The organism is Sorangium sp. So ce302 (assembly GCF_051530145.1).
GTDB lineage: Bacteria > Myxococcota_A > Polyangia > Polyangiales > Polyangiaceae > Sorangium > Sorangium cellulosum_B.
In genome coordinates this window covers 3,061,637-3,085,488 of sequence record NZ_CP150326.1, presented here as the reverse complement: position 1 = coordinate 3,085,488, position 23,852 = coordinate 3,061,637, and the positions used below count along the sequence as shown (strand labels likewise).

The 23,852-nt window shown below is 68.8% G+C and carries 22 protein-coding genes and 1 pseudogene; 8 read left to right on the top strand and 15 right to left on the bottom strand.

Annotated features, from left to right (window positions below; translation table 11 throughout):
* Positions 1-3 precede the first annotated feature (3 nt).
* Complete coding sequence (locus WME73_RS12105) at positions 4-648, top strand: hypothetical protein (protein WP_437915793.1); 645 nt, start codon at positions 4-6, stop codon at positions 646-648.
* Positions 649-658: 10 nt separating this feature from the next.
* Here the strand turns inward: WME73_RS12105 and WME73_RS12100 are convergent, their stop codons facing one another.
* Entirely contained in the window at positions 659-1,159 is a 501-nt protein-coding gene (locus tag WME73_RS12100; RefSeq protein WP_437915792.1) for a hypothetical protein, read from the bottom strand.
* 370 nt (positions 1,160-1,529) lie between these two features.
* Complete coding sequence (locus WME73_RS12095; protein ID WP_437915791.1) at positions 1,530-2,054, bottom strand: hypothetical protein; 525 nt, start codon at positions 2,052-2,054, stop codon at positions 1,530-1,532.
* Between the two features lie 851 nt (positions 2,055-2,905).
* Here WME73_RS12095 and WME73_RS12090 point away from each other — a divergent pair.
* Complete coding sequence (locus tag WME73_RS12090; protein ID WP_437915790.1) at positions 2,906-4,036, top strand: hypothetical protein; 1,131 nt, start codon at positions 2,906-2,908, stop codon at positions 4,034-4,036.
* A gap of 121 nt (positions 4,037-4,157) precedes the next feature.
* On the opposite strand, the gene WME73_RS12085 is transcribed toward WME73_RS12090, so the two are convergent.
* Positions 4,158-4,856 (bottom strand): alpha/beta hydrolase family protein, encoded by a 699-nt coding sequence (locus WME73_RS12085; protein ID WP_437915789.1) that lies wholly within the window; start codon positions 4,854-4,856, stop codon positions 4,158-4,160.
* Positions 4,857-5,188: 332 nt separating this feature from the next.
* On the opposite strand from WME73_RS12085, the gene WME73_RS12080 reads away from it, so the two are divergent.
* Together WME73_RS12080 and WME73_RS12075 are read left to right on the top strand one after the other, a co-directional pair.
* A complete protein-coding gene (locus WME73_RS12080) occupies positions 5,189-6,022 on the top strand; it encodes an L-type lectin-domain containing protein (protein ID WP_437917382.1) in 834 nt (277 codons plus the stop codon).
* A gap of 378 nt (positions 6,023-6,400) precedes the next feature.
* Positions 6,401-7,744, top strand: coding sequence for an endo-1,4-beta-xylanase (locus WME73_RS12075; protein ID WP_437915788.1), 1,344 nt, complete (start codon positions 6,401-6,403; stop codon positions 7,742-7,744).
* 317 nt (positions 7,745-8,061) lie between these two features.
* Here the strand turns inward: WME73_RS12075 and WME73_RS12070 are convergent, their stop codons facing one another.
* The 7 genes from WME73_RS12070 to WME73_RS12040 form a co-directional block, all read right to left on the bottom strand.
* Positions 8,062-9,204, bottom strand: coding sequence for a hypothetical protein (locus WME73_RS12070; RefSeq protein ID WP_437915787.1), 1,143 nt, complete (start codon positions 9,202-9,204; stop codon positions 8,062-8,064).
* 156 nt (positions 9,205-9,360) lie between these two features.
* Positions 9,361-10,602: a FecR domain-containing protein gene (locus WME73_RS12065; protein WP_437915786.1), complete on the bottom strand. Its 1,242-nt coding sequence runs from the start codon at positions 10,600-10,602 to the stop codon at positions 9,361-9,363.
* Complete coding sequence (locus WME73_RS12060; RefSeq protein ID WP_437915785.1) at positions 10,599-11,297, bottom strand: RNA polymerase sigma factor; 699 nt, start codon at positions 11,295-11,297, stop codon at positions 10,599-10,601. The genes WME73_RS12065 and WME73_RS12060 overlap by 4 nt, the downstream gene beginning before the upstream one ends.
* A gap of 120 nt (positions 11,298-11,417) precedes the next feature.
* A complete protein-coding gene (locus WME73_RS12055) occupies positions 11,418-12,581 on the bottom strand; it encodes an NAD(P)/FAD-dependent oxidoreductase (RefSeq protein ID WP_437745614.1) in 1,164 nt (387 codons plus the stop codon).
* Entirely contained in the window at positions 12,578-13,321 is a 744-nt protein-coding gene (locus WME73_RS12050; RefSeq protein WP_437915784.1) for a methyltransferase domain-containing protein, read from the bottom strand. The genes WME73_RS12055 and WME73_RS12050 overlap by 4 nt, the downstream gene beginning before the upstream one ends.
* A gap of 4 nt (positions 13,322-13,325) precedes the next feature.
* On the bottom strand, positions 13,326-14,441 hold the full coding sequence (locus WME73_RS12045; protein ID WP_437915783.1) for a type III polyketide synthase: 1,116 nt from the start codon (positions 14,439-14,441) through the stop codon (positions 13,326-13,328).
* Positions 14,442-14,641: 200 nt separating this feature from the next.
* Positions 14,642-15,823, bottom strand: coding sequence for a hypothetical protein (locus tag WME73_RS12040; protein ID WP_437915782.1), 1,182 nt, complete (start codon positions 15,821-15,823; stop codon positions 14,642-14,644).
* A gap of 601 nt (positions 15,824-16,424) precedes the next feature.
* On the opposite strand from WME73_RS12040, the gene WME73_RS12035 reads away from it, so the two are divergent.
* Positions 16,425-17,900 carry a basic secretory protein-like protein gene (locus WME73_RS12035; RefSeq protein ID WP_437745610.1) on the top strand — a complete coding sequence of 492 codons (1,476 nt, stop codon included), beginning with the start codon at positions 16,425-16,427 and terminating at the stop codon, positions 17,898-17,900.
* Here WME73_RS12035 and WME73_RS12030 read toward each other — a convergent pair.
* Together WME73_RS12030 and WME73_RS12025 are read right to left on the bottom strand one after the other, a co-directional pair.
* The gene (locus tag WME73_RS12030) at positions 17,801-18,475 is read right to left on the bottom strand and encodes a hypothetical protein (RefSeq protein WP_437915781.1); all 675 of its coding nucleotides are present in this window, start codon (positions 18,473-18,475) and stop codon (positions 17,801-17,803) included. The two genes, WME73_RS12035 and WME73_RS12030, sit on opposite strands and share 100 nt — an antisense overlap.
* Before the next feature lie 263 nt (positions 18,476-18,738).
* Positions 18,739-19,461, bottom strand: coding sequence for an SAM-dependent methyltransferase (locus WME73_RS12025; protein WP_437915780.1), 723 nt, complete (start codon positions 19,459-19,461; stop codon positions 18,739-18,741).
* 363 nt (positions 19,462-19,824) lie between these two features.
* Between WME73_RS12025 and WME73_RS12020 the strand changes: the two genes are divergently transcribed.
* The 3 genes from WME73_RS12020 to WME73_RS12010 all read left to right on the top strand — a co-directional run bounded on the left by WME73_RS12020 (position 19,825) and on the right by WME73_RS12010 (position 21,913).
* Positions 19,825-20,100 carry a YciI family protein gene (locus WME73_RS12020; protein ID WP_437915779.1) on the top strand — a complete coding sequence of 92 codons (276 nt, stop codon included), beginning with the start codon at positions 19,825-19,827 and terminating at the stop codon, positions 20,098-20,100.
* Positions 20,101-20,261: 161 nt separating this feature from the next.
* Entirely contained in the window at positions 20,262-20,681 is a 420-nt protein-coding gene (locus WME73_RS12015) for a DoxX family protein (protein WP_437745606.1), read from the top strand.
* Positions 20,681-21,913, top strand: coding sequence for an RNA polymerase sigma factor (locus WME73_RS12010; RefSeq protein WP_437915778.1), 1,233 nt, complete (start codon positions 20,681-20,683; stop codon positions 21,911-21,913). The genes WME73_RS12015 and WME73_RS12010 overlap by 1 nt, the downstream gene beginning before the upstream one ends.
* A 173-nt stretch (positions 21,914-22,086) precedes the next feature.
* Here the strand turns inward: WME73_RS12010 and WME73_RS12005 are convergent.
* The 3 genes and pseudogenes from WME73_RS12005 to WME73_RS11995 form a co-directional block, all read right to left on the bottom strand.
* Positions 22,087-22,317 (bottom strand): annotated as a pseudogene (locus WME73_RS12005) (NAD(P)H-binding protein); the annotation flags it as partial.
* 62 nt (positions 22,318-22,379) lie between these two features.
* Positions 22,380-22,853 carry an SRPBCC family protein gene (locus WME73_RS12000; RefSeq protein WP_437745604.1) on the bottom strand — a complete coding sequence of 158 codons (474 nt, stop codon included), beginning with the start codon at positions 22,851-22,853 and terminating at the stop codon, positions 22,380-22,382.
* A 41-nt stretch (positions 22,854-22,894) separates the two neighbouring features.
* Positions 22,895-23,764, bottom strand: a complete 870-nt coding sequence (locus tag WME73_RS11995) for an SDR family oxidoreductase (RefSeq protein WP_437915777.1) — start codon at positions 23,762-23,764, stop codon at positions 22,895-22,897.
* Positions 23,765-23,852: the final 88 nt, after the last annotated feature.

The window sequence follows — 23,852 nt, the reverse complement described above, 5'->3', positions numbered from 1 at the left end:
CGCATGAGCGAACGCCCCAAGAGCGCTGGCCTCGTGGTTCGTCTCCTCATCGCGGTGGCCGTGCTCGGCCTCGTCTTTGGTGGTGGCGTGCTGGTCGGCTGGGCGACGAGGGAGCGCAGACCTCCAGCCATGGACAAGAGCGCGGCGTCCATCCCTGATGCGGAGGTGAAGCGAGCGCTCGCTGCGTGCCGACGAGAATTGAGAGCGCGCGCGAAACCGACAGCCATCCCGCCGGCCACGGCGGCGTCTCCTCCGGGAGAAGCGGACGACGCCGGATCGGAGAAGACCGCCAAGGTCGAGGCACTGCAAAAGGAGTTAAAGGAATGCATAACACGAGAGACCTTGGCCAATGCCCATGTTTGCGGCACCATCACAGATCACAGCAACTTGCTGTTCGTCTTGACATACAGCGCGTCATGCGTGGACGAGGCGGAGGTTGGAGAGTTTCTCGTCAATAGCCTCGAAAAGTGCTCAAAATTCGAGGGCTTTCCAGAACATCTGAACGAAGACGAGCTAACGCAAGAAGAAAAATTCAGAATCTCACAGTCACAACAAAACCGCGCAATTAAGACAAAGAACAACTTGACCAACGAGGTGCAAGAGACATTCCGCAGATGCCGCAAAAGATTCGGACTGTCTGCCGAATGAACGGAGGTGATCACAATGTCATCTCCCAGGCCGTCTGGGTGGGTGGGGCGGCTTCGACGGGTGAACGGACCAGGTCGAAGGAAGGCCGGTGCGTTTGCGTGTCGCGCGCGTGGTCTTCCAGCTTGTCGAGCGCGAAGGTCAAGGCGCCCCAGAGCCGCCACCGAACGGGTATCGGGCCACCAGAGAACTCGATGGGTGAGCGGAGCTCTAATCCGATCGCAACCTTATGACTCCATATCGCCAGCTCGCTGCCCCGGACCGCGAGCGAGGGGACAGCGTTGACAACAGCACTCTTGCCGCCGACCATGATCCCCAAGTTCGCTTGCGCGTGCTTGTTATGAAGAGCGTAGAACCGCACACCGCCCCAATACGCAATCGACAGGGGAACGTCTGAGGACTGCGGCATGATGGCCGCCGACACAGCCCCCGTGAGCTGGATCAACGGCAGCGAGGTCTCCCAAAGGTTGATGTGGCCCGCGGTGGCGGGTGCGCCCGTGATGACACCGCTCACGGGTTCGTTCGACCTCTGCGAGCCCTGCCCCCGGGCGGCCATTTGCAGAAGCAACCCGCCGCGCCGGTTGTCGAAGAGAGGGACCCCCACGCTGATGCTCGCTTCGCCGACCCCAGGAGGGAACACGGGAATCCCGCTGGCGCAGGGAGAGTATCGTATCTGCCTGTACCATAAGCGTGTCGTGGCGAGGAGCGGAATTCCCGCCACGCGCTCTCTCACTTGAACCTGCCCACCGCCCCAGAACCCATTGAAGGGCTCGGGGGCCGTGCAGGGGCCCTCGTGGGCAAAGACCTTCGAGGGTCGGACGAAGGCGGAGGCGACGATGATGGCGGTCGCGAGGATGCGCGCAGGCATGACCATCACTACCCCCTCACTCCTCGGGGATGATCTCCACATCCTCCATCGGGTGCGCCGCTGGCTGTCCCCTCGGCGGGCAGACCAAGAAGCTCAACCCCGCATACACGGGCTGTCCATCGGGGCCGAACTCTTTGACGACGTCGGGGGGCTCAACGACTGCACAGTATCCCGACTCGAAGTAGGTAAAGTCCTCAGTGCACCAATTCTGGACGTCCAACATCAAAGAAACGTACTCCGAATAGGCAGCATTTTTACTCCGAACGTTCTCGCACTGAGTGCCATACCACTGTCCTCCGTGGAGGAGCGGCTTTCTAGAATAACTCCACCCCTGGCAACATTCGAGCAAGCACTCCGCGGGGATGCAGTGCTGATCGAACCAGTTCCCGACGATGGGCTGCGCCCTCTGCGGGTCATCGCCGAACGTGCAGCCCTCGAGGGCGAGCGCCGCGGCAGCAGCGGCGATGACCGTGGATGCCGGCCGAACCGCCGTCCGGGTGATCCAGGCAGCCACCCAGTTCCTCAATTCATGGCGCCACATGAGAAAATCTCCTCGAGGGGACGACACTCTGGACCTTGGCGTGCGTCGCGAAGGGCCTCTCAACGCATCCGGCAAGCGCCGGCCCTCCCAGAAAGGCCCCTCCCAGACATAAACGACTGGCTCGGTCGCGGCAACGTTTGCGGCAGTCTCGTCGAGCTCCGCAGCGACATTGCTGTCGAATCCGAGGCACATTTCGGGACGAGCTCGCGTCGTCGCGCGCTGCCGCGTCGACCGCCGCGCTCTCGGCAGCGCCGCCCTACTCGCAGCCTGTGAAGCACAGACGGGGGTCGGGCATCACAGCCGCTCGTCCGAAGGATTTCGCCCAGATGGAATCCCGCATTGCGTATTCCGGCGTATCCGGCCGCCCGTTCCGACCTGGCCCGGCCACCGCCTTGTCGACACCCTCCAGATCGAACTTCAACTCTCCGGCAAGGTGTCGACACCCTCCGGTGAGAGCTTCAATTCTCCCGGCAGACCCGGCGCGTCGACGTCTAACGCTGTGTGCCAAACGCAAGCCCTGCGAGAGCTCACGAAACCGCGTAGCACGCTTCCGGCGCCCGCACTCCCGACCGTTCCTCTAACACCGCCTTCTTTCGCCCACACCACACGCACCCGCAGCCACACCTGCGCATAGCTGCGCCCAAGACACCGCGAGGGTCGATCGCCACGCTCGTGCCGTTGCTCGCGCCTGTCCGGCCGGTAGAGCATGGGGCGACTCTCACGCCGGAGCTATCGCGCAAGGAGCTCGCGCGGCTGGAGCTGGAAATCAAGCACCCTGTAGCGTTTCGGGTGGAGAGCCTCCCCCATTTTGGATCTCCGGCCAGGCGCGGGGAGTGGTAGTCTCAGGCATCATGACAAGACTTCATTTCGCGACGCGTTGCGGCGCTGTGCTCGCAGCGCTCTGGCTGCCAGTCATCGCCTGTTCATCAGGCGGCAACGGCAACACAACGGGGAATGGCGCGGTCGGCCAGGGCGCCGGCGGCGCCGGCGGCAGCAGCACCAGCAGCGTCAGCAGCACCAGCACCGGCGACGATATCGGCGGCGAGATCGGGCTGACGAGCACAGGGCCGGGCGGCGACCCGCCGCCCGACGCCGGTCACCAGACGACCTGCGACGACGCGGGCAACTGCACCTGCATCAACATCGCGTCGATCGGCCGCGAAGGCGTCTGGGGCCCGTGCAGCAGCGACAGCACCACGGCGCTCCAGGATTGGCTCAACACGCAGAGCACGGCCCAGGTCGACAACTACAACCGAGAGAAGCCCACGCTCACGGCCGAGTTTCTCGCCAAGTACGACGTGATCCTCCTCCAGTGGATGGTGACGAAGGGCGCCCAGAACGACGACGGGGCGCCGTGGCAGTTCTCGCCGGACGAGGTGAACGCGCTCAAGGACTGGGTCAACAACGGCGGCGGCCTCATCGCGCTGAGCGGTTATCAGTGCAATGGGCAGGGATGCACCATCCACGACATCACGGCGACCAACCAGCTCCTCTCGTTCACCGACATCCAGTTCAATGCCGACGGCCTGCTCGATCCTGCGCGGAACGGCTGCGCAAACTGCAACTGCTGGGGCGGCTCGCTGCCGCTCGGCGGCGACCTCCCCGTGGCCGTGGGCACCTGGAATCAGGACACGCCGATCGGCAGGAACATCCAGAGCGTGGGCGCCTATATCGCGCGCTCGATCAAATCGACGACCGCGATCGTCGATAGCACCGACGGCAGGAACAATTTCGCGGTGCACGAGGAGATCGGCAAGGGCCATGTCGTCGTGTTCGGCGACGAGTGGGTGACCTACTCGGGCCAGTGGCGCGGGACGGCGGCGTGCCTCAATCCGCAGATGTACACGGACCCGAACAGCGCCTGCTACGAGCGATCAGCGGCGCAGGTCTTCCAGATCTCGCAGTTCTGGTACAACGCGATCAAATACGCGGCGTCGTCGGTCGAGTGCTTCACGATCGAGGACCCGGCGATCATCAATTGACGCCGCGCCGCGCCGCGAGCGCGACGACGGCGGCGGCTCATCGGCTCCCCAGTACATAGATGCGAAAGCTCATGCCCTGTCCCTCCAGAGATCCGGCGCGCCGTGCGGCGGGCCCTCGCCGTCACGGCGCCTTCGGGCGCGCGGCGAGGACCCGCGCCTTCAGCCAACCGTCGATCGCCAGGTCGATCTCCTCGAGCACGCTCTCCCTGGTCCGCCCCGCGGACTTGAGGAGATCGAGCGAGTGGTCGCCGCCCTCGATCACGTGCAGGCTGGCCCGCTGCCCGAGGCGCTTCAGGACGGGCCGGAGGAGCGCGAGATCACACAGCGGGTCGCGCGTGCCCTGAAGGAACAGGAGCGGCGCGGGGATCGCGGGGAGGTGCGCGTCCCGGAGCGGGGAGCGCTTGCCCGCGGGGTGGAGCGGATAGCCGAGGAACAGCAGCCCGTCCGCGCGGACGCCGCGTGCAGCGAGGAGCGACGCGATCCGCCCGCCCATCGATTTGCCGCCGATCACGAGGCGCTCCGGCGCGTCCTCGAGCGCCCTCTCGATCGCCGCCTCGAACGCCTTCTCGAGGAGCGGCTGCCGATCGGGCGCCTTCCGGCCGAGCTCCTTGTAGACGAAATTGAAGCGGAGCACGGTGTGCCCGCGCGCCAAAAGCCGCCCGGCGACGTCGACCACGAGGGGCGCGTTCATGTCGTTGCCGGCGCCATGGCCGAGGACGACCGCCACGCCGGAGCGCTTCGCCCGCGTCCTCGGGACGTGGATCACGCCGGAGACAGGGCTGCTATCGACGATCGGGATCGAGATGGATCGCTCGGCCATGAGGCCCATCCATGCCATGGACCGGCGCCGCTCGTCGAGACGCACGCCGGTCGAACGCCCGGAGAGGGCGCGGCCGCGTCGTGCTCGGCAAGATCCCGACCTTCAACCCCCCGGATTCCTGGAGGTGCGCTCGCCTCGATCTGGTAGGCTGCCGCGCAGGCGTGCTGGCGCGAGGGTGTTGCATCATCCACGCGCTCCGCGGTCGCGCTGAGGATCGAGAGCACATGCAATCTTCACAGCCACTCCGCGCTTCACACGCGGCGGCAGGCGCAGGCCGTCGAGCGCGCACAAAGGCACTCTTCCTGCTTCCGGCGCTCGCCGCCGCCGTGTCCATGTGCGGCGGTCGGAGCGACATCCTCCTGGAGCCAGGCCTCGAGGAGCCAGGCCTCGAGGAGCCAGGCCCGGAAGCGCCAGGCCCCGACGAGCCAGGCCCCGGGTGTGTCCCGGCGCCGGAGGTGTGCGACCTCGCCGACAACGATTGCGATGGGCAGCGCGACGAGGGCACGTGCCCCGCTGGAACCGCCTGCGGCGTGAGCCTCGCCGCGGACATGGCCTCACCGCCGGACAGGTGGTCCTTCAATGGGGACGCCTTCTGGGATGCCGACACGCTAACTGGCGTGCTCACCGAGGCCAGACACGGCCAGGCTGGCACCATCATTTACCGGAATCCCCTCGTCGCCGACGTCTTCACCGCGACGTTCGAGTTCCGCCTCGGCAGCGGCGACGGGATGGGCTTCATGCTCCAGACGACAGGAGAGACGGCCGTCGGCGAGCCCGGCGGCGGCCTCGGTATGGCCGGGCTCGCCGGCTACGGCGTCGAGATCGACACCTACCACAACCTCGGTTGCACGGATTCCAACAAGAACCACGTGGGCGTGGACGATCTCACGCAGCCTTGCGACGGAGGCGTCCTCGGCTCGCTGGGCCAGGGGACGAGCGGCGTCGCGCTCGGCGACGGCGCGTTCCATACGGCGCAGATCGAGCTCAACCAGGGCAAGGTGAGCCTGATCATCGACGGCAAAAGCCAGTTCCAGGGGTTCTCCATCCCCGGCTTCCCCGTCGGGTCGAAGTTCTTTTATGGCTTCGCCGCCGGCACGGGAGACGCCACCGCGCGCCAGGAGATCCGGAATGTGAAGATCACTTTCCCCTCTCCACGCTGCCTCTGAACGCCGGCGCCAAAGGACGTTTCGTCGCGCTATCGTCGAGGTCTGCGGCGACCTCCTGCTCGTTCCGGGGAGCAGGTGCGCCCCAGCAGCAGGTGCACCCCAGGAGCACGGCGAGCCGCGTGTGGGGCGCCCTACCGACTCGGTCTCGGGCGCACATTATCCCCATGTCAAATTTCTCGAACGGCCCTGGAATTCCCTTCCGGAGCCCCTTATCCTTCGGGTCCACCTCGTGAAGCTGTATGCTTGGGAGACAGCGGCCGATATACTGCCGGTTCGGCACCACCTCGGGTGCCGCCCGCGCGCGACGTGGACCCGCGGATGATCAAGGCACCAGGTCGCGTGAGTTTGTAAATACATTTTACTTTGGAGCATGCGAGCATGAGATCAGCACCCTTTACGCTTCTCCTCTCGGCATTCCTGTGTGCAGCCGGCTGCTCGGACAGCGGTGACGGCGATGGAGGGGAGACGACCGGCACCGGCGGCGCGACGGGCGGCACCACCAGCGGCGGCACGACGAGCGGCACCCCCAGCGGCGCGACGACCGGCAGCGGCGAGACGAGCGCCAGCAGCGGCGCGACGACCGGCAGCGGCGACCCGACGAGCGCCAGCAACGGCGCGACGAGCGGCAGCGGCGGCGGCGCGACGACCGGCAGCGGCGCCGGCGGCGACGGCGCGGGCGGCAGCGATGGTACAGGCGGCGGCGCCAGCGCCAGAGTCCCCGCGGCGAGCGCCAGCACGCTGAGGGAGGCCGGTGAGAAGGCGAACCCCCCGCTGCTGATCGGAGCGGCCATCTCCGGCGGTGGTCTCGGTAACAACGACTACAAGCGCGTCGCCGCCGCTGAGCACAACTACGTGACGGCGGAGAACGAGATGAAGTGGGACGCGCTCGAGCCCAGCGCGGGGAATTTCAGCTGGGGCTCCGCGGACAACATCGTGAACTGGGCGCGCCAGAACAACATGAAGGTCAAGGGCCACACCCTGGTGTGGCACAGCCAGCTGCCCGGCTGGATGAGCTCCATGACCGGGAAGGCCAACGTCGAGGCGGCCATGCGCAGGCACATCACCCAGGTGATGGGGCACTTCAAGGACCGGCTCGACCACTGGGACGTCGTCAACGAGGCCGTCCAGACCGACAGCGACACCGGGGTCGGCAATCCCCGCATGAGGCCCACGGTGTTCTACAACCAGATCGGGGAATCGTACATCGACCTCGCCTTCCAGATCGCGAGAGAGCAGGATCCGAAGGCCAAGCTCTATTACAACGATTACAGCATCGACGCGCGCAACGACAAGGTCGAGTTCGTCTACAACATGGTCAAGGGGATGGTCGATCGGGGGGTCCCGATCGACGGCGTCGGGTTCCAGATGCACATCGGGCCGCCGAACAACGAGGCCGGTGGAGCGGACGTGGCGGCGAACATGAAGCGCTTCACCGACCTGGGCCTGGAGGTGCTGATCTCCGAGATGGACATCAACCGCTGCGGCGGCGTGGTCACGGCGGAGGAGCAGCTCACGTACTACCACGACATTGTCGCGGCCTGCTTCAAGGAGCCCAAGTGCACCGCCGTCACCTTCTGGGGGATCAACGACGGCAGGTCGTGGCTCAACGGCTGGAGCGGGGCGCTGTGCAACGGGCAAAGCTCTCAGTCGCTGCTCTTCAACGACCAGTACGGGAAGAAGGAGACCTACAACAGGGTGATGAACGCCCTGCTGGGCAAGTAGCATCCTCCGCGCGCCGCGGCGGCCACGGCGCCGGGGGCCACCAGGTCACATTCTTAGATAATAATTGAACAGGGAGGCGGGGAGACGGGGAGATTGATGGGATTTTGCTCCCCGTCTCCCCGCCTCCCTGTGAATCTTCCCGAATGACTCGGGGGAGATCGCGAGCCCGATCGCCGCCCTGTACCAGGTGCTCGATACCGAGCTGACCGAGCGGCAGCGCCGGGCGTTGATCGCCGAGCTCAAGGGCATGCCCCAGGCCGAGGCGCTCGTCAGCACCTCCCCGGCGCCGGCGCGCCGGCGCCGGGGAGTTCACCGGCTCACTGCGGGATCACGATCGGCTCGCACACCCCGCTCACGCACACGTCGCTGTCCGAGCAGCAGTCCGCGTTGGCCGTGCACTCCCCACCCGACTCCTTGCATTCCCCGCCTCCACCCGGATCCTCACCTGCATCGCTGCCCCCGCCGCCGCCGGCGGGCGGGTCGTCGCCCTCACACGTCGGCGTGGGGCACGGCCCCGGCGTCACGGTGACCGTGTCCGACGGGTACTTGCTCGGAGAGGCGTGCACATAGCTGATGGTCGCGTCGCCGAAGCCCGCCGCGCCGAACGCCGAGGCGCTCACCCACACGTCGTAGACAACGCGGTAATCCCAGTCCGGCGTCTCCGAATTGGGGGTGTAGTTCTCGTCCGTCTCCGGGGAGTCTTCGAGGTACGCGCCGTACCCGCACGCGTTGAGATCGCGGTCGAGCGAGGTGGTCGCCGCGACGACGGCGCCGGCGTCTCCGAGGAGCATCTTGCCCTCTCCGCCGAGCACGCCGAGCGACGCATAACCCGAGGGGCTCGCCTCGTCGGCCGAGATATAATCGACGTAGAAGTCGAGCACGAGCTCTCCCTTCCCGTTCGTCAGCTGGAACTGGGCCTTGTCGCTGCCCACGAGATCCTTGAACGTGTGACCCCCGTGCCCCTTCGGCTTCGGCGCGTCGCCGGGCTTCGGGCCGCCGGGCTGCGGGCCGCCGGGCTCCTCGCCGCCGCCCCACCCGATCGCCGTCTCGCCATACGTGTTGTCGACGAACGCGGGGTTGAGCGTCAGCCGCACGTGCACGAGCTCCTCGCTCTCGGCGATCTCGACGACCCGCTCGACGAAGGCCATCGGGGTCGTCGGGTCGCTGTTCGTGTAATAACAGTCGACCTGGGCGGTCCCGTCCACGGGGACCCCCCGGGCGCTCGCGCCGCACGACAGCGGATCGAGATCCGCGGTGATGGGATCGCCGGCGCCCGACATGCCGGATCCCGGGAAGCTCGGCGCCGGCGCGCTGCCCTCGTCGTCCGAAGGAACGCAGTCTTCCCCGGAGACGATGCGGCCGTCAGCATCTCCTGTGCCCGATAGGGTGCAACCCGAGCCGAAGGCCGCGAGCGACAACAGCCCACCACAGAACCACCCAGTCAACGCGAATGAACGCATCGGGATCCTCCCAATTCGAAAGCAAGCACGACATGGAGCGCGGCCGGCGAACCCGATCGCCGGCGCGATGATCTCCTCGATGAAGTGAAGGTCGCCGGAGGCGCCGGGAGCAGGCAGGGTTTCGTCAAAAATCGAGACGGGCTCGCGCGCGGGCGCTCAGGGGCGAGCGCCGCCGGGGCGGGAGGCGGACGTGGCCTCCTCGCGCCCGAAGCCCTGCGGGTAGTCCTTGAGGTACCGGCGCGCCTCGGCCGCCGTCCGGTCCTTGTCGCCGAGCATCTCGATCGCGCGCAGGCGCTCCACGCGGGCGATCTCGGCGAGCGGCGAGTCCGGGTAGCGGCCGAGGAGGAGGTCGAGCCGCTCGATCGCCCGCCTCGGCTGCCCGCGCCTCCGCGCCGCCATCGCGCCCTGGAGCAGCTCGTTCTCGGCCGTGAGCGAGGCGCGCGACGGGGCCTGGCGCGCGTCGCGCGGCGCGCGCGGCTCCCCCGCGCCGCCCTCGCCGGCCCCGTCGCCCCTGCCGCCCTCGCCGGCGGCGCTGTCCTGACCGAGGTCGCGAGGCGGCGCCGGCGCGTCGCCCGGGCGTCCCTCGGCGGGCCGGTCCGACCGGCGCTCCTCGTCGCGGGAGGACCACGTCTCGCCTGGGCTCAGGAAGCGCTCGACCTCGCCGCGGTGCACGGCGACCCGCCCTTCCACGACCGACACGCGCGTCTCGGCGGGCTCTCCCGCGGTATCGGGCCGCCGCTCGACGGAGAAGCGCGTCCCGTGCACCGTGACCACGGCGTCCGACGTGCGCACCGACAGGCTCGTGCCTGCCGGCAGCGGCGGCACGTCGACGGCGATCCTGCCCTGCTCGAGGGCGACGACGTCACCCGCGCGGTCGCGCCCGGCGCCCGCCGGCGCGAACCTCACGCGCGTCGAGGGCCCGACCTCGACGGTGGCGCCCGTCGCGAGCGACGCCTTCGCCCGCGCGCCCTCGCCGGTCCGGAGCTCCTCGTCGCTCGCGAGCGGCACGAGGGCGAGCGACGGCGGCGAGCGGGTCGCGCCCCCGGCCGCGATCTCGACCGAGCCCTGGAGCGCCGTCACCTGCGCCGCGGCGGGCGGGGCGTCGCGCGCCCGGACCACGATGAAGACGCCGGCGGCCGCCGCGGCCAGGACGGCCGCCAGCGCCGCCGCGGCCACGGCGGCCCGCTTCCGCCGGGCGGCGCGGGCGCGCCGCTCCGCCGCGTCGGCGACGAGCTGGTCGATGCGGCCGGCGATCCGCTGCTGGAGGTACCTCGCCTGGATCCTGGGCAGCGGCGGCACCGGCTGCTCGACCAGCGCCCGCAGCGAGGCCTCCACGCCGTCCACGCCGGCCGCCGCGGCGCGATCCTCCGGGGTGGTGTCAACGTCGTCCTGCTTCATCGTGGCTCCTCGGGTCGAGCGGGGTCGCGTCGCGCCGCCGCCTCGGGTTCACAGCGCGCCTGGAGCTCCCGCCGCCCCCGCGACAGCCGCGACTGGGCCGCGGCCACGGAAACACCGGTCAAGTCAGCGATTTCCTTGAGAGAATAGCCCATGGCGTGGAGCAGCAGCGCGGTCGCGCGGTCGCCGTCCATCGCCGCGAGGTGCCGGCGCAGGGCCTCGAGATCGCGCTGCGCGCTCACCTCGCGCTCGGGGTCGGCGCCCTGCGAGGGCGGCTCGGGCCCGGCGCCAGGCTCCGGCGACCCCGGCGTGCGATCGATGACCTTCCGCTCGCGCCGGCGGGCGCGCAGCGCGCTCAGCCCGACATGGCAGGCGATGACGGACGCCCAGCCCGCCAGGCTGCACTCCCCCGCGTACCGGTGTTTGGTAAGTGTGCTCACGATCTGCTCGAACGCGCCCTGCACGAGGTCGGCGTGGTCCTGCTCGCGGCAACCCAGGATCCGGTACAGGGTCCGGTCGACGACCGGCAGCAGGTGCTCGTAGAGCCGCAGCCCGATCCCTCGTTCGCCGCGCTGGAAGGCGAGCAGGATCTCCTCGTCGCTGGCGGGGGCGGGCGCGGGCGAGGGCTGGCCCCCGGCGCCCTGGGCGGAGACGAGCCTGAGCCGGCGGCTGGCGGGGTGTGGCTCGGCGGTTCCCATGCTCATGCACAGTAGCCGGTCCGCCCGAAAGCAGGCTGAACGGCGGAGGATCTTCCTCGATCCCGCCGCGCCGCCTCCCTGGTTTCGCCAGCGAGGAGTCCGGCCGGGATCCTTGTCGCTCTAGCGTGTCGCGCAGAGCGGCCCGAGCCCGCCCTCCAACGCGGCGACCGGCAGCCCTCCGCGCACGAGCGCCGCCTCGGACACGCGCGTGCGCCCGGCCACGGCCGCCATGAGGCCCGGGCAAAGGCGCGCCGCCGCGCCGAGCGCCGCCTGGCCGGGCCGCCGCACGAGGCCGTGAGAGAGGCCGGTCGCGAGCAGCACCTGCCCGAGCACGTCGCGCGAGAGCCGGCGCTGGAACGCCTCCGCGCTCGCCCCTTCGAGGTACGCCGTGGTCGCGAGCCGCGCGCTGTGCAGCGCGATCGACATGCCGTCTCCAGAGAAGGAGGGGATGACCGCCGCCTGATCGCCGAGGCGCCATATCCCGTCCGCGCGGCGCTGGACATGGCCGTACGGGATCGCCGAGAGCGCGAGCGGCCGCGCCCGGCACGGCTCCGCGCCCGCGAGCCGCGCGTCGAGGTGCGGCGACCCCTCGCGCATCGCGCAAAGGAGGCGGTCCCAGCGCTGCCCGAGCGCGGCGAAGCGGCTCTTGCGGACGAGGAGGCAGAGGTTCGCCCGGCCGCCCTCGACCGGCTGCAGACCGGCATAACCGCCCTCGAACAGCACGAGCTCCACGTGCCTGTCGAGCTCCGCCGCCTGCCGAGGCGACAGCCGCCAGTGCAGCTTGAAGGCGACGAGATCGTCCTGCAGCCCGGAAGGCCGCCTCAGGCCCCGGACGTCGTGCTTGCCGGTCGCGAGGAACGCGGCGCGCGCCTCGATCGCGCTGCCGTCCTCGAGCCGCGCCCCCCAGCCCGCGCCCGCCCGCGTGAGCGCCTGGACCCGGACGCCCCGCCGGATCGACGCGCCCGCCGCTGCGGCGCGCGCGAGCAGCGCCTCGTCGAGCACGCGGCGCGACAGGCTGAGCGCGGAGAACGGCAGCGCGGCGGCCGCGACCCGATCGCGCTCGACCAGGCGCACGGCCTCGATAGGCACCGCGCCGAGCGCCGGCAGATCGAGCCCGAACGACGCAAGGTAGAGCGCGGCCTCGCGCGACAGGAACTCGCCGCAGACCTTGTCCGCCGGGCAGGCCTCGCGCTCGATCAGCGCGACCTCGCGCCCCGCCTGCGAAAGGAGCAGCGCGACCGCCGCCCCGGCCAGGCCTCCTCCGACGACCACAGCGTCGTTCACGGGACCTTGAGCCTCCCGGCGGTGAGCCGGAACGGCATCCACCATCGAACCTCGACGGCGCGCGGATCGAGCCCGGCCTCGGCGATGAGACGCCGCCAGTCGCTCGCCGAGAAGGCGCGGGCGATCGACACCGGGCCATCGTGCTGCACGAAGCGGTGCCAGCCTGCGAGGCGCGAGAGGTGGCGGAAGAAGTGATAGGGCAGCGGGTGGCGGTGCAGATCGTTGATGAACCAGCCGAGCCGCGCCTTCGCCTCCATCCAGGCCAGGAAACGGACGACCACCGGATCGGGGAGATGGTGCGTGAAGAGCGAGCTCAACACGACGTCGATGCCGCCGGGCGGCTCGTAGGCGAAGGCGTCGGCGGTGACCCAGGTGATCGGCCGGCCCGGCGGAGTCGCCTCGACGGCCGACCGGCGCGACCACGGGTTGAGGTCGACGCCGGTGAGCGAGACGGCGATGCCGCGCTCTCTGGCCCACGCGTCGATCCCCCGCAGCATGTCGCCGTAGCCGCTGCCGACGTCGATCACCTCCAGCGGCCGGTTCTCGGGCAGGCCGCGCAGGCCGCGCAGGCCGCGCGCGACGAGGCGATCGAGGAACGCGAACGTCGGCCGGTGAGCGAGGGTCAGCCGGTTGACCTGCGCCAGATCGACGAGGCAAGCGCGGAAGTCCTCGAAGTCCACGGGCTGGGTATCCATCAGCTCGTCGAGCGTGGATCGACGCGAGAAGTCGAGGGCGCCCATCGGTCTAGTCCGTATGAAACAGCATCGTCTCGGCGGTCAAGCCTGGACCGAACGACATGGCGCATCCGCGCATGCCCGGCCGCGCGTCAGCGACGATCGACTGCAGCACGAACATGAGGGTCGCCGAGGACATGTTGCCGAAGCGCGCGAGCACGTCGCGCGACGCCGCGAGCGCCGCCGGCCCGAGCTCGAGCGCGCGCTCGACCGCGTCGAGCACCGACCGCCCGCCGGGGTGCACCGCCCAGAGGTCGATCTCGCCTGGCGCGGCGCCGTCCAGGATCGCGCCCGCGGCGGCCTTGAGCCCCCGGTCGATCGCGCCCGGCACGCGGCCGGACAGGAACATCTCGAAGCCGAGGTCGCGGATGTTCCACGTGATGAGCTCGCGCGTCCCGGGCACCACGACGGCGTGGAGCCGGTCGAGCGCGAGCCCGATCGGCTCGGCGCTGACCACGGCCGCGGCGCAGCCGTCGCCGAACAGGAGGAACGACAGCATCTGATCCATGGCGATGGCCTCCTGCAGGTGCAGCGTGCACAGCTCGACGTTCACCACGAGCACGCGCGCCCCGGGCGCTGACCGCACGATATGCCGCGCGAGCTTCAGCGCGTTGATCGCCGCATAACACCCCATGAAGCCGATCATCGTGCGCTCGACCGATGGATCGAGGCCGAAGCGCTCGACGAGCTCGAGGTCGATGCCCGGCGCGGAAAAGCCCGTACACGACGTCACGATGACATGGGTGATCCGGCGGGCCGCGCTCCCGAGGTCGAGGCCGGAGACGGCCTGCGCGGCGAGCTCCGGCGCGTGCTTCTCGTACAAACGCATGCGGTCTGCGGTCGTCGGGAAGCTGCCGCGCAGGTAAAACCGCCCCGCGTCGACCGAGGCGCCGCCCACCTCGACGCTCGGGGCCAGCACGGAGAACCGGTGTGAAATCTGCGCCTTGTCCGCCATCCGCCCGAACAGCACGCGGCTGCGCTCGTCGCTGAACAGCGTGCTCGCGAAGCGGACAAAGCAGGAGTGCACGTCGTGCGGCGGCACGGCCGTGGCAATGCGGTTGATGTAGGCGGTTGCCGGCGGCCGTCCCTTCGCGTCCGGGCCTCGGCAGGCATCATCGCCGTGCACTAGGCCTCTTCGTGAGTCGTTAAAATTGGTCACGCTCGCAAGAAGCAGGCACGGAGCATGCCACCTGCGGTGTTGCGCCGCCGACCGACGGAGGGAGAACGTGGCGTCCGCGACGTCGACCCAGCTGGTTCCCGCAGCTGCCGACTGCGGTTTCGCCCGCTTTCCGGGAGGCAGCCGCGGGACGGCCGCCTCCCGGCAGGTCAGCAGGCGTGGAACAGGTTCGCGAAGTAGGTCTGCGTGAACTGCGTGTCCACGAGAGACCCGCTCGCGTTGAAGCACCGGACACCGACGTCGAGCAGGTCCGGATCCGAGGCGGGAGTGCTCCAGCCGGTCACGTTGCAGTATTCGGGACCCGTCCCGTACGCGGTGGCCAGGGCCGCCCCGCTCGGGACCGCTGTGCCGCTGCCCATCTCCGGATATTTGATCAGATAACGCCCGGTCGAGAGCCGCTGCGCGGTGAGGATCTCCGTGATGTCGTTGCACTCGGACGTGATGCGGTGGTGCTGGAACGTGAGCGAGGGCGTGTAGCTCGCCGCGGTCGGCTCGTGCGCCCACACGAAGCCGCCGCTCTCGGTCGCCGCGTCACGCACGTCGCGGATGTACCTGAGCGAGAAGCGCGAGTCCGCCGGCGCGCCGCCCGGACCGAAGCAGCGCACCTCGACGTCCGTGTCCGTCCCCACCCGCTGCCATTCCGCCGTCTTGCAGTACTCGGCCCCGGTCCCATACGCCGTCACGAGCATGGAGCCGCCGTCCGACGCCTGCCCGGCGAGCGTGACGATGTAGCGGCCCGTGCGGGTCCGGTTGACGGTCGACGGCGCGCCCCACTGATACGTCGGCGAGGGGGTGAACACATCGGTGCTGGGCCGATCCACCCACACATAGGCTCCGTCGCTCGAGACCGCCGTGCCACCCGCGAAGCGGGAATACGAGACGACGAAGAGGGAGTTCGCCGCCTGGCCAGCCGCCGTGTGGCAACGGATGTTGACCTGGAGCGCCGCCCCGGCGGTCCCCCACGAGGCCACCTTGCACCGCTGGCCGTCTCCACCCGCCGCGTTCACCTGGACGTTGCCGCCGCTTCCGCTCAGGCCATCGAACGTGGCCGTGTACACCCCGACGCCGGAGCTCGCAACACGCGTCGCGCCCCCGGACGAGTTGAACGATCGCACCGGGACGAGCCCGGATCCGTTGTAGAAAGCCCAGCCGGCGACGTCGCCCGAGCGCAGCGCTTCTTCGCTCGCGTCAACGCTCTCGCCCGCGGGATCTTCCACCATGGGCTCCTCCGCCGGCACGGCGGCGCACGCCGGCGCGGCCGCCACGACGAGCAGCGCGAGAACGGACCGGGGACCACGGCGGAGCGATTCGATCTTCAGATTCGTCTTCATGTGTTTCTCCATGGCTGCCATCGCGGCCTTCTCTGGCCGCACGACCCGAGGGCGGAGCTCCGCTGTCGAGGCGACAGCGGCTCTCCCCTCCCCTGCGTCGGGCGCCGTCCAGACCATTGGCAACGGGTGTGCCAGCGCGATCGGGCCGAAAAGCCTGGGCATCGCGCCGGCCGTGGAGCGCCGTTGCGCGCGCGGCTGCGCAACTGCGCGGGCGCTCGCTCAACGCGCTCGATGTCGTTGCTCTCCCCGCCGCCCTGGCTGCCTGCAGCCACGTCGAGATCCCCCGCACGACCCTCCGGACGTCACGTTCGTAGGATGCTTTCCCCCCTATTTCGTGCTGAGCCATGGGCGCCTTCCTTTCGCCGAGCCTCGGGCTCGCCGGGAACGTAGGCGTCGCCGCAGCGCCGCGGGAGTAACAAAGCTGTCGCGATTCGCGATGTGAAGTAATGTAAAGGGTGCTTGAATCGATGGACCCCGGAAGCATTGATGGGCTGGCGGGAGCCTATCGCGATGGCTCCCGTCCTGGCGTGCTCGCGGCGAGCGCATGAATCCGACGATTCGCTCGCGCGGGTACGCCCTCCAGACGCGCACAACGAGGAACATGACACGATCGATTCATCACAGTACACGCAAGCTGCTGAGCCGAGCGAGTCTGCTGCTGACGTGCTGGGCGCTGAGCGCCTGCGCCGTCGCCGGGGAGCCCCATGAAGAGGCCCCGGTCGAGACAGCCGAGCTCGCGCTGACGCAGCAGGACTCGGTCTTCGGGTTCGAGAACGTGGCCGACTGGACGGCCTCGGACGGGATCCTCGAATCCTCGACGCACCACACGGAGGGCGCGGCCGCGCTCGGGCTGCGCGACTTCTCGTACGCGGAGCTGACCTCTTCGGCGCTCTCCACCCTGTCGGGCGTCACGGACGAGCTCGCGCTCGACATCCGGGTCCCCGTGAGCTCGGTCTGGGGTCAGGTGCACATGTACGTGAGCAGCCCGACGCTCGGCTTGAACAGGGCCTGGGTGGGCCTGGCCTCGCTGGAGAACGTGCCGGAAAACACGTGGAGCACGCTCTCGTTTTCGGTGCCGGCTCACCTCGAGAGCGCGTTTCAGCAGCAAGTTTCGGATCTCCGGATCACGCTGGCGCTGAACGTGCCGGAGTCCAGCACGGCTACGGTGCTCGACAACCTCCGCTTCGAGGGGGGCACGCCAACTCCGGCTTGCGGCGACGGCAGCCCCTATACCCTCGACGTCACCACCGTCCCAAACTTCAATGACGTCATCCTCGAGGACATGATTTGCACGTTCTACACCGTGTACCCGCAGCTCGTGCAGCGCTTCAACCCGGCCGCGGCCACCACGGTGGGGCTGCACATCACCGACCAGCCCGGCATCGCCTGGGCGAGCGGCACCAACACCTTCTACAACAGGCAGTTCATGCTCGACAACCCGCTGGGCGCGGACGTGGTCGTGCACGAGACGATGCACGTCGTCCAGCTCGGGTACTGGGGCGAGGTCCCCGGCTGGATCATCGAGGGGGGCGCCGACTATGTGCGTGACGCCTACGGCCTCAAGAACGAGGAGGCCGGCTGGTCCATCCCGAGCGGATGGACGTACGGGTCGCATTACCTCTTCGGCTACGGTGATGCGGCCGCCTTCTTCAAATGGATGGACGCGACGTACCGCGTGGGCCTGCCGCCAGTGGTCGACGCGCTCGACGACATCCTGCGTCAAGGGGAGTACTCGAGCGAGACGTGGGTCGGCTTGACGGGCTACGATCTGGAGACCCTGTGGCAACAGTACTCGAACTACAACGCCCCGCCGCCTGCCACCTCGGGCATCACCGTGTACGAGCACGACGCCTTCGGCGGCAGGGCGGTCGTGCTCGACCGCGGGCAGTACGACGTTCTCGACATCCGCGCTCGCGCGATCGCAAACGACTGGATCTCCTCGATCCAGGTGCCCCCCGGCTACACGGTCACGGCGTACTACGACGCGGGGTACACCGGCACCTCGGTGCAGTACACCTCCGATGCGCCAACCCTGGGCGCCATGAACGACAAGATCTCCTCCATCGTCGTCGAGTGATGGCTTAGGGCGTTATCGCCGAAGCGCTCGCCTGAGGCTCCGCCCCGGAGCTCATCAGCGTTAACCGCGCTCGCTCGGTCACGCGCGAGCGCGGGGAACGCCGTGAGCGACTGGTCCACGAGGACGTCGCCGCCGAGCTCCACCCAGTTCGTGTGTGCGTAGAAGTCCTGCACCGCGTGAAGCGAACGGGAGAACGCCAGCAATGCCAGCGCATCACCATCCAGCTGCGCGATGCCCGGGCCCAGCGCCGCCACCGCCTCGGCTTGCTTCTCGGCGATGAAGGCGGCTCCTCCGCTGAAGTTGCAGTCATCGAAGTGAGCAGCATTGCTGAAGTAGAACTCGGCGTCCGTCGACACGTTGCCGATCTTCAGAGCGCTGATCACTGCAGGCTTCAGGAACGCCAGCGCGGTGCTGGTGATCTCTTCGTGGTTCGGCTCACCCGGCGCCGTTGAAGACGCATCGGCGCTCTCTCCGAGCGCCTCGGCTGTTCCAGGCTCGCCGGCGCAGCCGAGCGTCAGCGAGACACCCAGGACTCCCACGATGAACGCAGCGTGCTGATGCATGTCTTGCAGCATGTCTTGTGTAACTGCAAAGCCCGGTCCAGGCGTGCGGGCTGAGCGCTCGTTGAGAGAGACGCGCGGAAGGAGCTTGCGTGAACGCGCTCGCGCCCGATGAGCGCACCTCATCGCCTGTCATTCCCTTCCACGCGCGAACCGCACGCGTGCCTCACTGCGGCATTCCGCCACGCGCTTCCCCTTCTCCCTTACCGCAGCGTCGAGCCCTGCCAGGTTGACCAGGAGCGACATCGGGCGGAGCCGCGGCCCCGCGTGTCGCCGCGTCACGCGCCGAGCGTGGACGGGTCGTGGCGCGTCACCCAGGTCTTGATTTGCAGCTCGCAGAAGATGAGGCGAGGCGCAATGAAGCCTGCCTGGGCCAGGAGCGCGAAGACCTCGGCGTCCGAGGCCGGCATCTTCAACGACGCCATGGCCTTCCGTCGTTGCTCCGCCGCTTCGGGCGGCCGCCCCTCCGCGAGGGCCCGCCGGTCCTCGACGGCGCTCAGCAGCGGATCGTCTCCAGTCCGACAGCCGATCACGAAGGGCGCCCCCGGCTTCAGGCGCCCGGCGACCTCCCGCAAGAGCTCGACGCGCGCCTCATCGCCCGGGACGTGGTGCAGGACGCCGATCATCTGGGCGCCGTCGAACAACGGCCCGCGCGCGAGATCGCGCAGCTCGCAGGCATGCAGGCTCGTCCGCTCGAGGAGGCCTTCCGCCGCGAGCTTCTCTCTCGCGACGGCGACCATCTCCGGCGAGGGGTCGACGCCCGTGAAACGAACGCCGGCCCCCGCGTAGCGCGCGAGCGGCTTCACCTCGCTCCCGGTCCCGACGCCGACGATCAGCAGCGACGCCGCCTCCTCGTCGGGGAGCGCAGCGGCGATCACCTCGGCGATGACCTGCTGCATGACGCCATAACCCGCCCAGAAGCGGCGCACCTGGTCGTCGTAGCTCAAGGCTCGCTCGCGCCCGAAGTTCACTGCGTGTTTCCCGTGCTCGTCCGTCTTCATCACGCCTTCTCCTCGGCGGACGGTCGCCCGGACCGCCTCCAGCAGGGGAGTATCACCCTTGGTGCAGCCTCGACAGGGCGGGGGTTTCGATCCGATTGGCGGGGCTTTCTGTCGCGACCCCCGCCGAACCACGTCGGGCGGACAGGGCCGAGGTCGCAGCGCCGACCACATAGACCGTTCGCCCGAACCCTGCGTCGGCCGATCCGCCCGGGCGAAGGACGGCCCCCGATCTCACGCGTCGGCTTCGCGCTCTTCTACGCGCCGCCGCTGTGGAGTAGATTCTTCGGGGGCCGGTAGAAATCCGTGAGGCTCGCCCGTCATTGTCACAGCGGGACATGCGGTTCCGCTGGAGGAGCCAACGACATGCGATTCATGATGCTGATCCACCACGACGAACCCGCCCTCGCCGCGGCCCCGCAGAAGGAGCTCTGGGCCGAATACGCGGCCTTCAACGAGGCGCTGGCCAAGGCCGCCGGCTCTGCTCCGGGTGAACGTCTGCAGCCGAGCTCGGCGGCGACCACCGTGCGCCAGCACGACGGCAAGACCGATGTGCTCGATGGCCCCTATGCGGACACGAAGGAGCAATTCGCCGGCTACTTCTTCGTCGAAGCCCCGAGCCTCGACGAGGCGATCGCCTGAGCCAAGCGCTGCCCGTCGAGCAAATACGGGTCGATCGAGATCCGTCCCGTCATGGATCCCCAGGCGGGTGGGAAGCGCTGATGGTGTCGGGCGAGGCCATCCGTGCTGCCGAAGCGCGCGGTGTCCCCGACAGCGGCAGCAGCCCACACGAGAGGCAAACCATGAAGCTGACCGCGAGGTCGGTCGGGTACTGGATGACGACGGGGATCGTCGTGTTCGCGATGACCAGCGGAGGTATCGCTGAGCTCGCGCAGCGACCGGAGACGATCGACGGCATGAAGCATCTGGGTTATCCCGTGTACTTCGTGATGATCATCGGCGTGTGGAAGCTGCTCGGCTCGCTGGCGCTCCTGGCCCCAGGATTCCCGAGGGTCAAGGAGTGGGCCTACGCCGGCATCTTCTTCAACATGACGGGCGCAGCAGTGTCCCACCTGGTTTGCCACAGTCCCGCGTGGCACGTCCCCGTGACGCTGGGCTTCGCCGCGCTCGCCGTCGCTTCGTGGGCGCTTCGGCCGGCAAGCCGGACTCTCGGCCGCCGGTCGATCGTGGCCCCCCCAGGTAGGCCAGCGGGAGTGATGTGATGGACGAGGCCGGTCGTGCTGCCGAGCGCGTGGCGCGCGAGAGCTACGGCCGCCTCGTCGCCTTCCTGAGCGCGCGCACCCGCGACGTGGCGGGCGCGGAGGACGCGCTCGGCGAAGCCTTCACGTCCGCCCTGCGCGTGTGGCCGGCGGAGGGCGTACCGGACAATCCGGACGCTTGGCTGCTGACCGCGGCGCGCCGACGGCAGACCGACACGGTTCGCCGAACGCAGACCCGCAAGGCCGGGGAGGAGCACCTGCAGCTGATCGGCGACGAGATCGAAGCGGTGGCAGACGAGCAGGACGTGATCCCGGACCGCCGACTCGCCCTGATGTTCGCCTGCGCCCATCCGGCGATCGAGCGCGCCGTTCGTGCGCCGCTGGTCCTCCAGACCATCCTCGGTCTGAGCGCCGAGGATATCGCCGCTGCCTTCATGATTCCGCCCAAGACCATGGGGCAGCGGTTGGTCCGGGCCAAGACCCGCATTCGCGACGCAGGCATTCCCTTTCGCGTGCCCGACCCGGAAGAGCTGCCCGAACGCCTCGACGCCGTTCTTGACGCGATCTATGCCGCTTACTCCAAAGGCTGGAACGAGGTGGGCGACGACGCCGTCCCCGAGCTCGCCGACGAGGCGATCTGGCTTGGCCGCATGGTCGTCTCCCTGCTCCCCGACGAACCCGAGGCGAAGGGCATGCTGGCGCTGATGTTCTACACCGCCGCCCGCCGCGCGGCCCGGCGCGACGCGGCCGGCGCCTATGTGCCGCTCGAACAACAGGACACAGGTCTCTGGAACAACTCACTGATCGCGCTCGCCGAAGACCTGCTACATCAGGCGAACGCTGCGGGGCCGAGCGGTCGCTACCAGATCGAGGCGGCGATCCAGTCCGCGCATGTCGCCCGCCGCCTGGCCGGCGTCTCCAGCTGGCCGGCGGTGGTTGCGCTCTACGACCATCTGCTGGCGCTCACCGGCTCGCCGGTGGCCATCCTCAACCGGGCAGTCGCGCGCGCCGAGGTGGACGGCCCGCGCGCCGCACTTGCCGATCTGACGCCGCTTGAGGCCGATAAACGCATGCTCTCCTACCAGCCCTACTGGGCCGCGAAGGGTCACCTGCTCTCCCGCGCCGGCGACACGGCCCCGGCCGTCGAGGCGCTGACCATCGCCGTCGGACTCACGACCGACGAGGCCCTGAAGGCATACCTCCTGAAACGGTTGGCGTCGCTGCGAGCGACCTGAGGCTCCTCGGCATCAGGTAGGCGACGATTGTCGGGCGTGTGGCGCCCGCCGCCGTCGCTTGAGCTTCGGCGCTGCGGCGAACATGGCACGCATCGCCTGCATGGCCTGCGTCCGACGAGCTGATTTCGTGCTTCATCACGGACGACGACAGGTCCGATCGCGCTGAGTTGCTTTCACCAGGTGATCAACGGGGAACGACGCACCCAGGCGTCGTCGCGCACCTGGTCCAAGACAAAGCTCGCAACATCTGCTCGCGATATGGTTCCGCCGTGGAAGCTGGAGAGATCCGTGAGAGCCCGGATCGTGTCGCGGCTGGGCTTGTCGTTGAGGACGGAGGGGCGGACGAGGATCCAGTCGAGCCCGCTATCTCTGACGATGGTCTCCTGCCGGTTCTTGTCGGCGTACTACCTCGGAAAGCGGGGCGCCTCCCAGGAGGCAGTCCCGTCGTTCATGTCCCTCGTGGTGCTCAGAGCCGGCCCTCCGCGAGCAGTTCGCGGGTGCGCTTCAGCGTTGACAGCAAGGCGCTCTTGTAGCCCTTATCGCTGTTCATCCACTCCTGCTCGGCCTGCTCCTCGGGGCCGTTCGGCTCTTTGCCGCGCAGGCCGAGGTAGCAGTAGAAGCGGAGCTGGAGCGTGCCGTCGGCGTCCTCGAACAGCTCGTTGATGATCGCGCCCTCGCGGGGACCGGTGGCCTGGAAGAAAGTGACCTTGCTCTGCGGCTCGAACGTGATGATCTCGCGCAGGTCGCCGCCTGCGATCGTGGCTTCACGCACGATGTGAGAACCGCTCTCCTCGACGACGTCGCAACGGGTGCAGAGGCCGGGCGGGAGGAACAGGCGGGCGTCGCGGGCCTTGAGGACCAGGCCCTCCCATGCCTGCGCGCGGGTCAGCTCGGTCTCGCCTTCCGGGTTCACAGGGACGGTGGCGGTCGAATAGATCATGATGATATTCCTTGTCGTGAGTGTCGAGCATCGCTCGGCCGTCAGGCCGAGGTCGCGATCTCGGCGGCGAAGTCGCGGTAGGAGCGCAGGGGGCGTCCCAGGAGCGTGGTGAGACGTGCCACATCGCCGGCCTCGGGGAGCATGCCCTCGGTGAGGAAGCGCTCGCTCATCAGGCGCATGTCGAAGGCCATCCAGCTCGGCATGAACCGCCGGAGGTTTTGCTCGAACCCGGCGGTGTCATCGCCAGGATAGGAGATCGGGCGCCCCAGGACCTCCGTCCAGATGGCCGCGGCATCCGCACCGGTCAGCGTGTCGGGACCGACGAGGTTGATCCGGTCGAGGGGAAGCGGGGCGGCGGCCTGCTCGCGGCGGATCAGCTCGACGGCCGCGATCTCGCCGATGTCGCGCGCGTCGATCATGGCGAGCCCCTTGCCGCCGATCGGCATCGGGTAGACGCCGTATCCGGTCACCACATCCTTGATCGTGAGATCGTTGTTCATGAAGTACGCGGGACGCAGGATGGTGGCGCTATAGCCCATCTGCTCGATCATGCGCTCGACAGCGAACTTGCCCGCGAAGTGCGGCACGTTCACGTAGAGGTCGCTGTGGATCACCGACAGGTAGACGATCCGCTCGATGCCGGCCTCGCGGGCGAGGTTGAGCGCGATCAGGGCCTGGGTGAATTCGTCAGGCACCACGGCGTTGAGCAGGAAGAGTGTGGAGACGCCCGAGAAGGCGCTCCGCAGCGAGTCGACGTCGAGCAGGTCGCCCTGCGCGACGGCGACGCCCGCCGGGAAGTTGGCTTTGGTGGGATCGCGGACGAGAGCGCGCACGTCGGCGCCGCGCTTCGCGAGCTGTTCGACAACTTGGCGGCCGACCGTGCCGGTCGCGCCGGTGACGAGGATGGACATGGGGATCACTCTGGTTGGGGTCCAAAGACACCCTGTAAATTAGTGGTTTACATTCGCGCCGATAGACGTTATTCTGAGACAGACCGTC

Bases quoted from the DNA above. Each gene is read 5' to 3' on its own strand.
- WME73_RS12095 (WP_437915791.1), bottom strand. From the start codon at position 2,054: ATGTGGCGCCATGAATTGAGGAACTGGGTGGCTGCCTGGATCACCCGG.
- WME73_RS12060 (WP_437915785.1), bottom strand. From the start codon at position 11,297: ATGGGAACCGCCGAGCCACACCCCGCCAGCCGCCGGCTCAGGCTCGTC.
- WME73_RS12025 (WP_437915780.1), bottom strand. From the start codon at position 19,461: ATGAAGACGGACGAGCACGGGAAACACGCAGTGAACTTCGGGCGCGAG.
- WME73_RS12090 (WP_437915790.1), top strand. From the start codon at position 2,906: ATGACAAGACTTCATTTCGCGACGCGTTGCGGCGCTGTGCTCGCAGCG.
- WME73_RS12040 (WP_437915782.1), bottom strand. From the start codon at position 15,823: ATGAAGACGAATCTGAAGATCGAATCGCTCCGCCGTGGTCCCCGGTCC.
- WME73_RS12105 (WP_437915793.1), top strand. From the start codon at position 4: ATGAGCGAACGCCCCAAGAGCGCTGGCCTCGTGGTTCGTCTCCTCATC.
- WME73_RS12070 (WP_437915787.1), bottom strand. From the start codon at position 9,204: ATGCGTTCATTCGCGTTGACTGGGTGGTTCTGTGGTGGGCTGTTGTCG.
- WME73_RS12050 (WP_437915784.1), bottom strand. From the start codon at position 13,321: ATGGGCGCCCTCGACTTCTCGCGTCGATCCACGCTCGACGAGCTGATG.
- WME73_RS12000 (WP_437745604.1), bottom strand. From the start codon at position 22,853: ATGATCTATTCGACCGCCACCGTCCCTGTGAACCCGGAAGGCGAGACC.
- WME73_RS12085 (WP_437915789.1), bottom strand. From the start codon at position 4,856: ATGGCCGAGCGATCCATCTCGATCCCGATCGTCGATAGCAGCCCTGTC.
- WME73_RS11995 (WP_437915777.1), bottom strand. From the start codon at position 23,764: ATGTCCATCCTCGTCACCGGCGCGACCGGCACGGTCGGCCGCCAAGTT.
- WME73_RS12015 (WP_437745606.1), top strand. From the start codon at position 20,262: ATGAAGCTGACCGCGAGGTCGGTCGGGTACTGGATGACGACGGGGATC.
- WME73_RS12080 (WP_437917382.1), top strand. From the start codon at position 5,189: ATGTGCGGCGGTCGGAGCGACATCCTCCTGGAGCCAGGCCTCGAGGAG.
- WME73_RS12020 (WP_437915779.1), top strand. From the start codon at position 19,825: ATGCGATTCATGATGCTGATCCACCACGACGAACCCGCCCTCGCCGCG.
- WME73_RS12065 (WP_437915786.1), bottom strand. From the start codon at position 10,602: ATGAAGCAGGACGACGTTGACACCACCCCGGAGGATCGCGCCGCGGCG.
- WME73_RS12010 (WP_437915778.1), top strand. From the start codon at position 20,681: ATGGACGAGGCCGGTCGTGCTGCCGAGCGCGTGGCGCGCGAGAGCTAC.
- WME73_RS12035 (WP_437745610.1), top strand. From the start codon at position 16,425: ATGACACGATCGATTCATCACAGTACACGCAAGCTGCTGAGCCGAGCG.
- WME73_RS12030 (WP_437915781.1), bottom strand. From the start codon at position 18,475: ATGCTGCAAGACATGCATCAGCACGCTGCGTTCATCGTGGGAGTCCTG.
- WME73_RS12075 (WP_437915788.1), top strand. From the start codon at position 6,401: ATGAGATCAGCACCCTTTACGCTTCTCCTCTCGGCATTCCTGTGTGCA.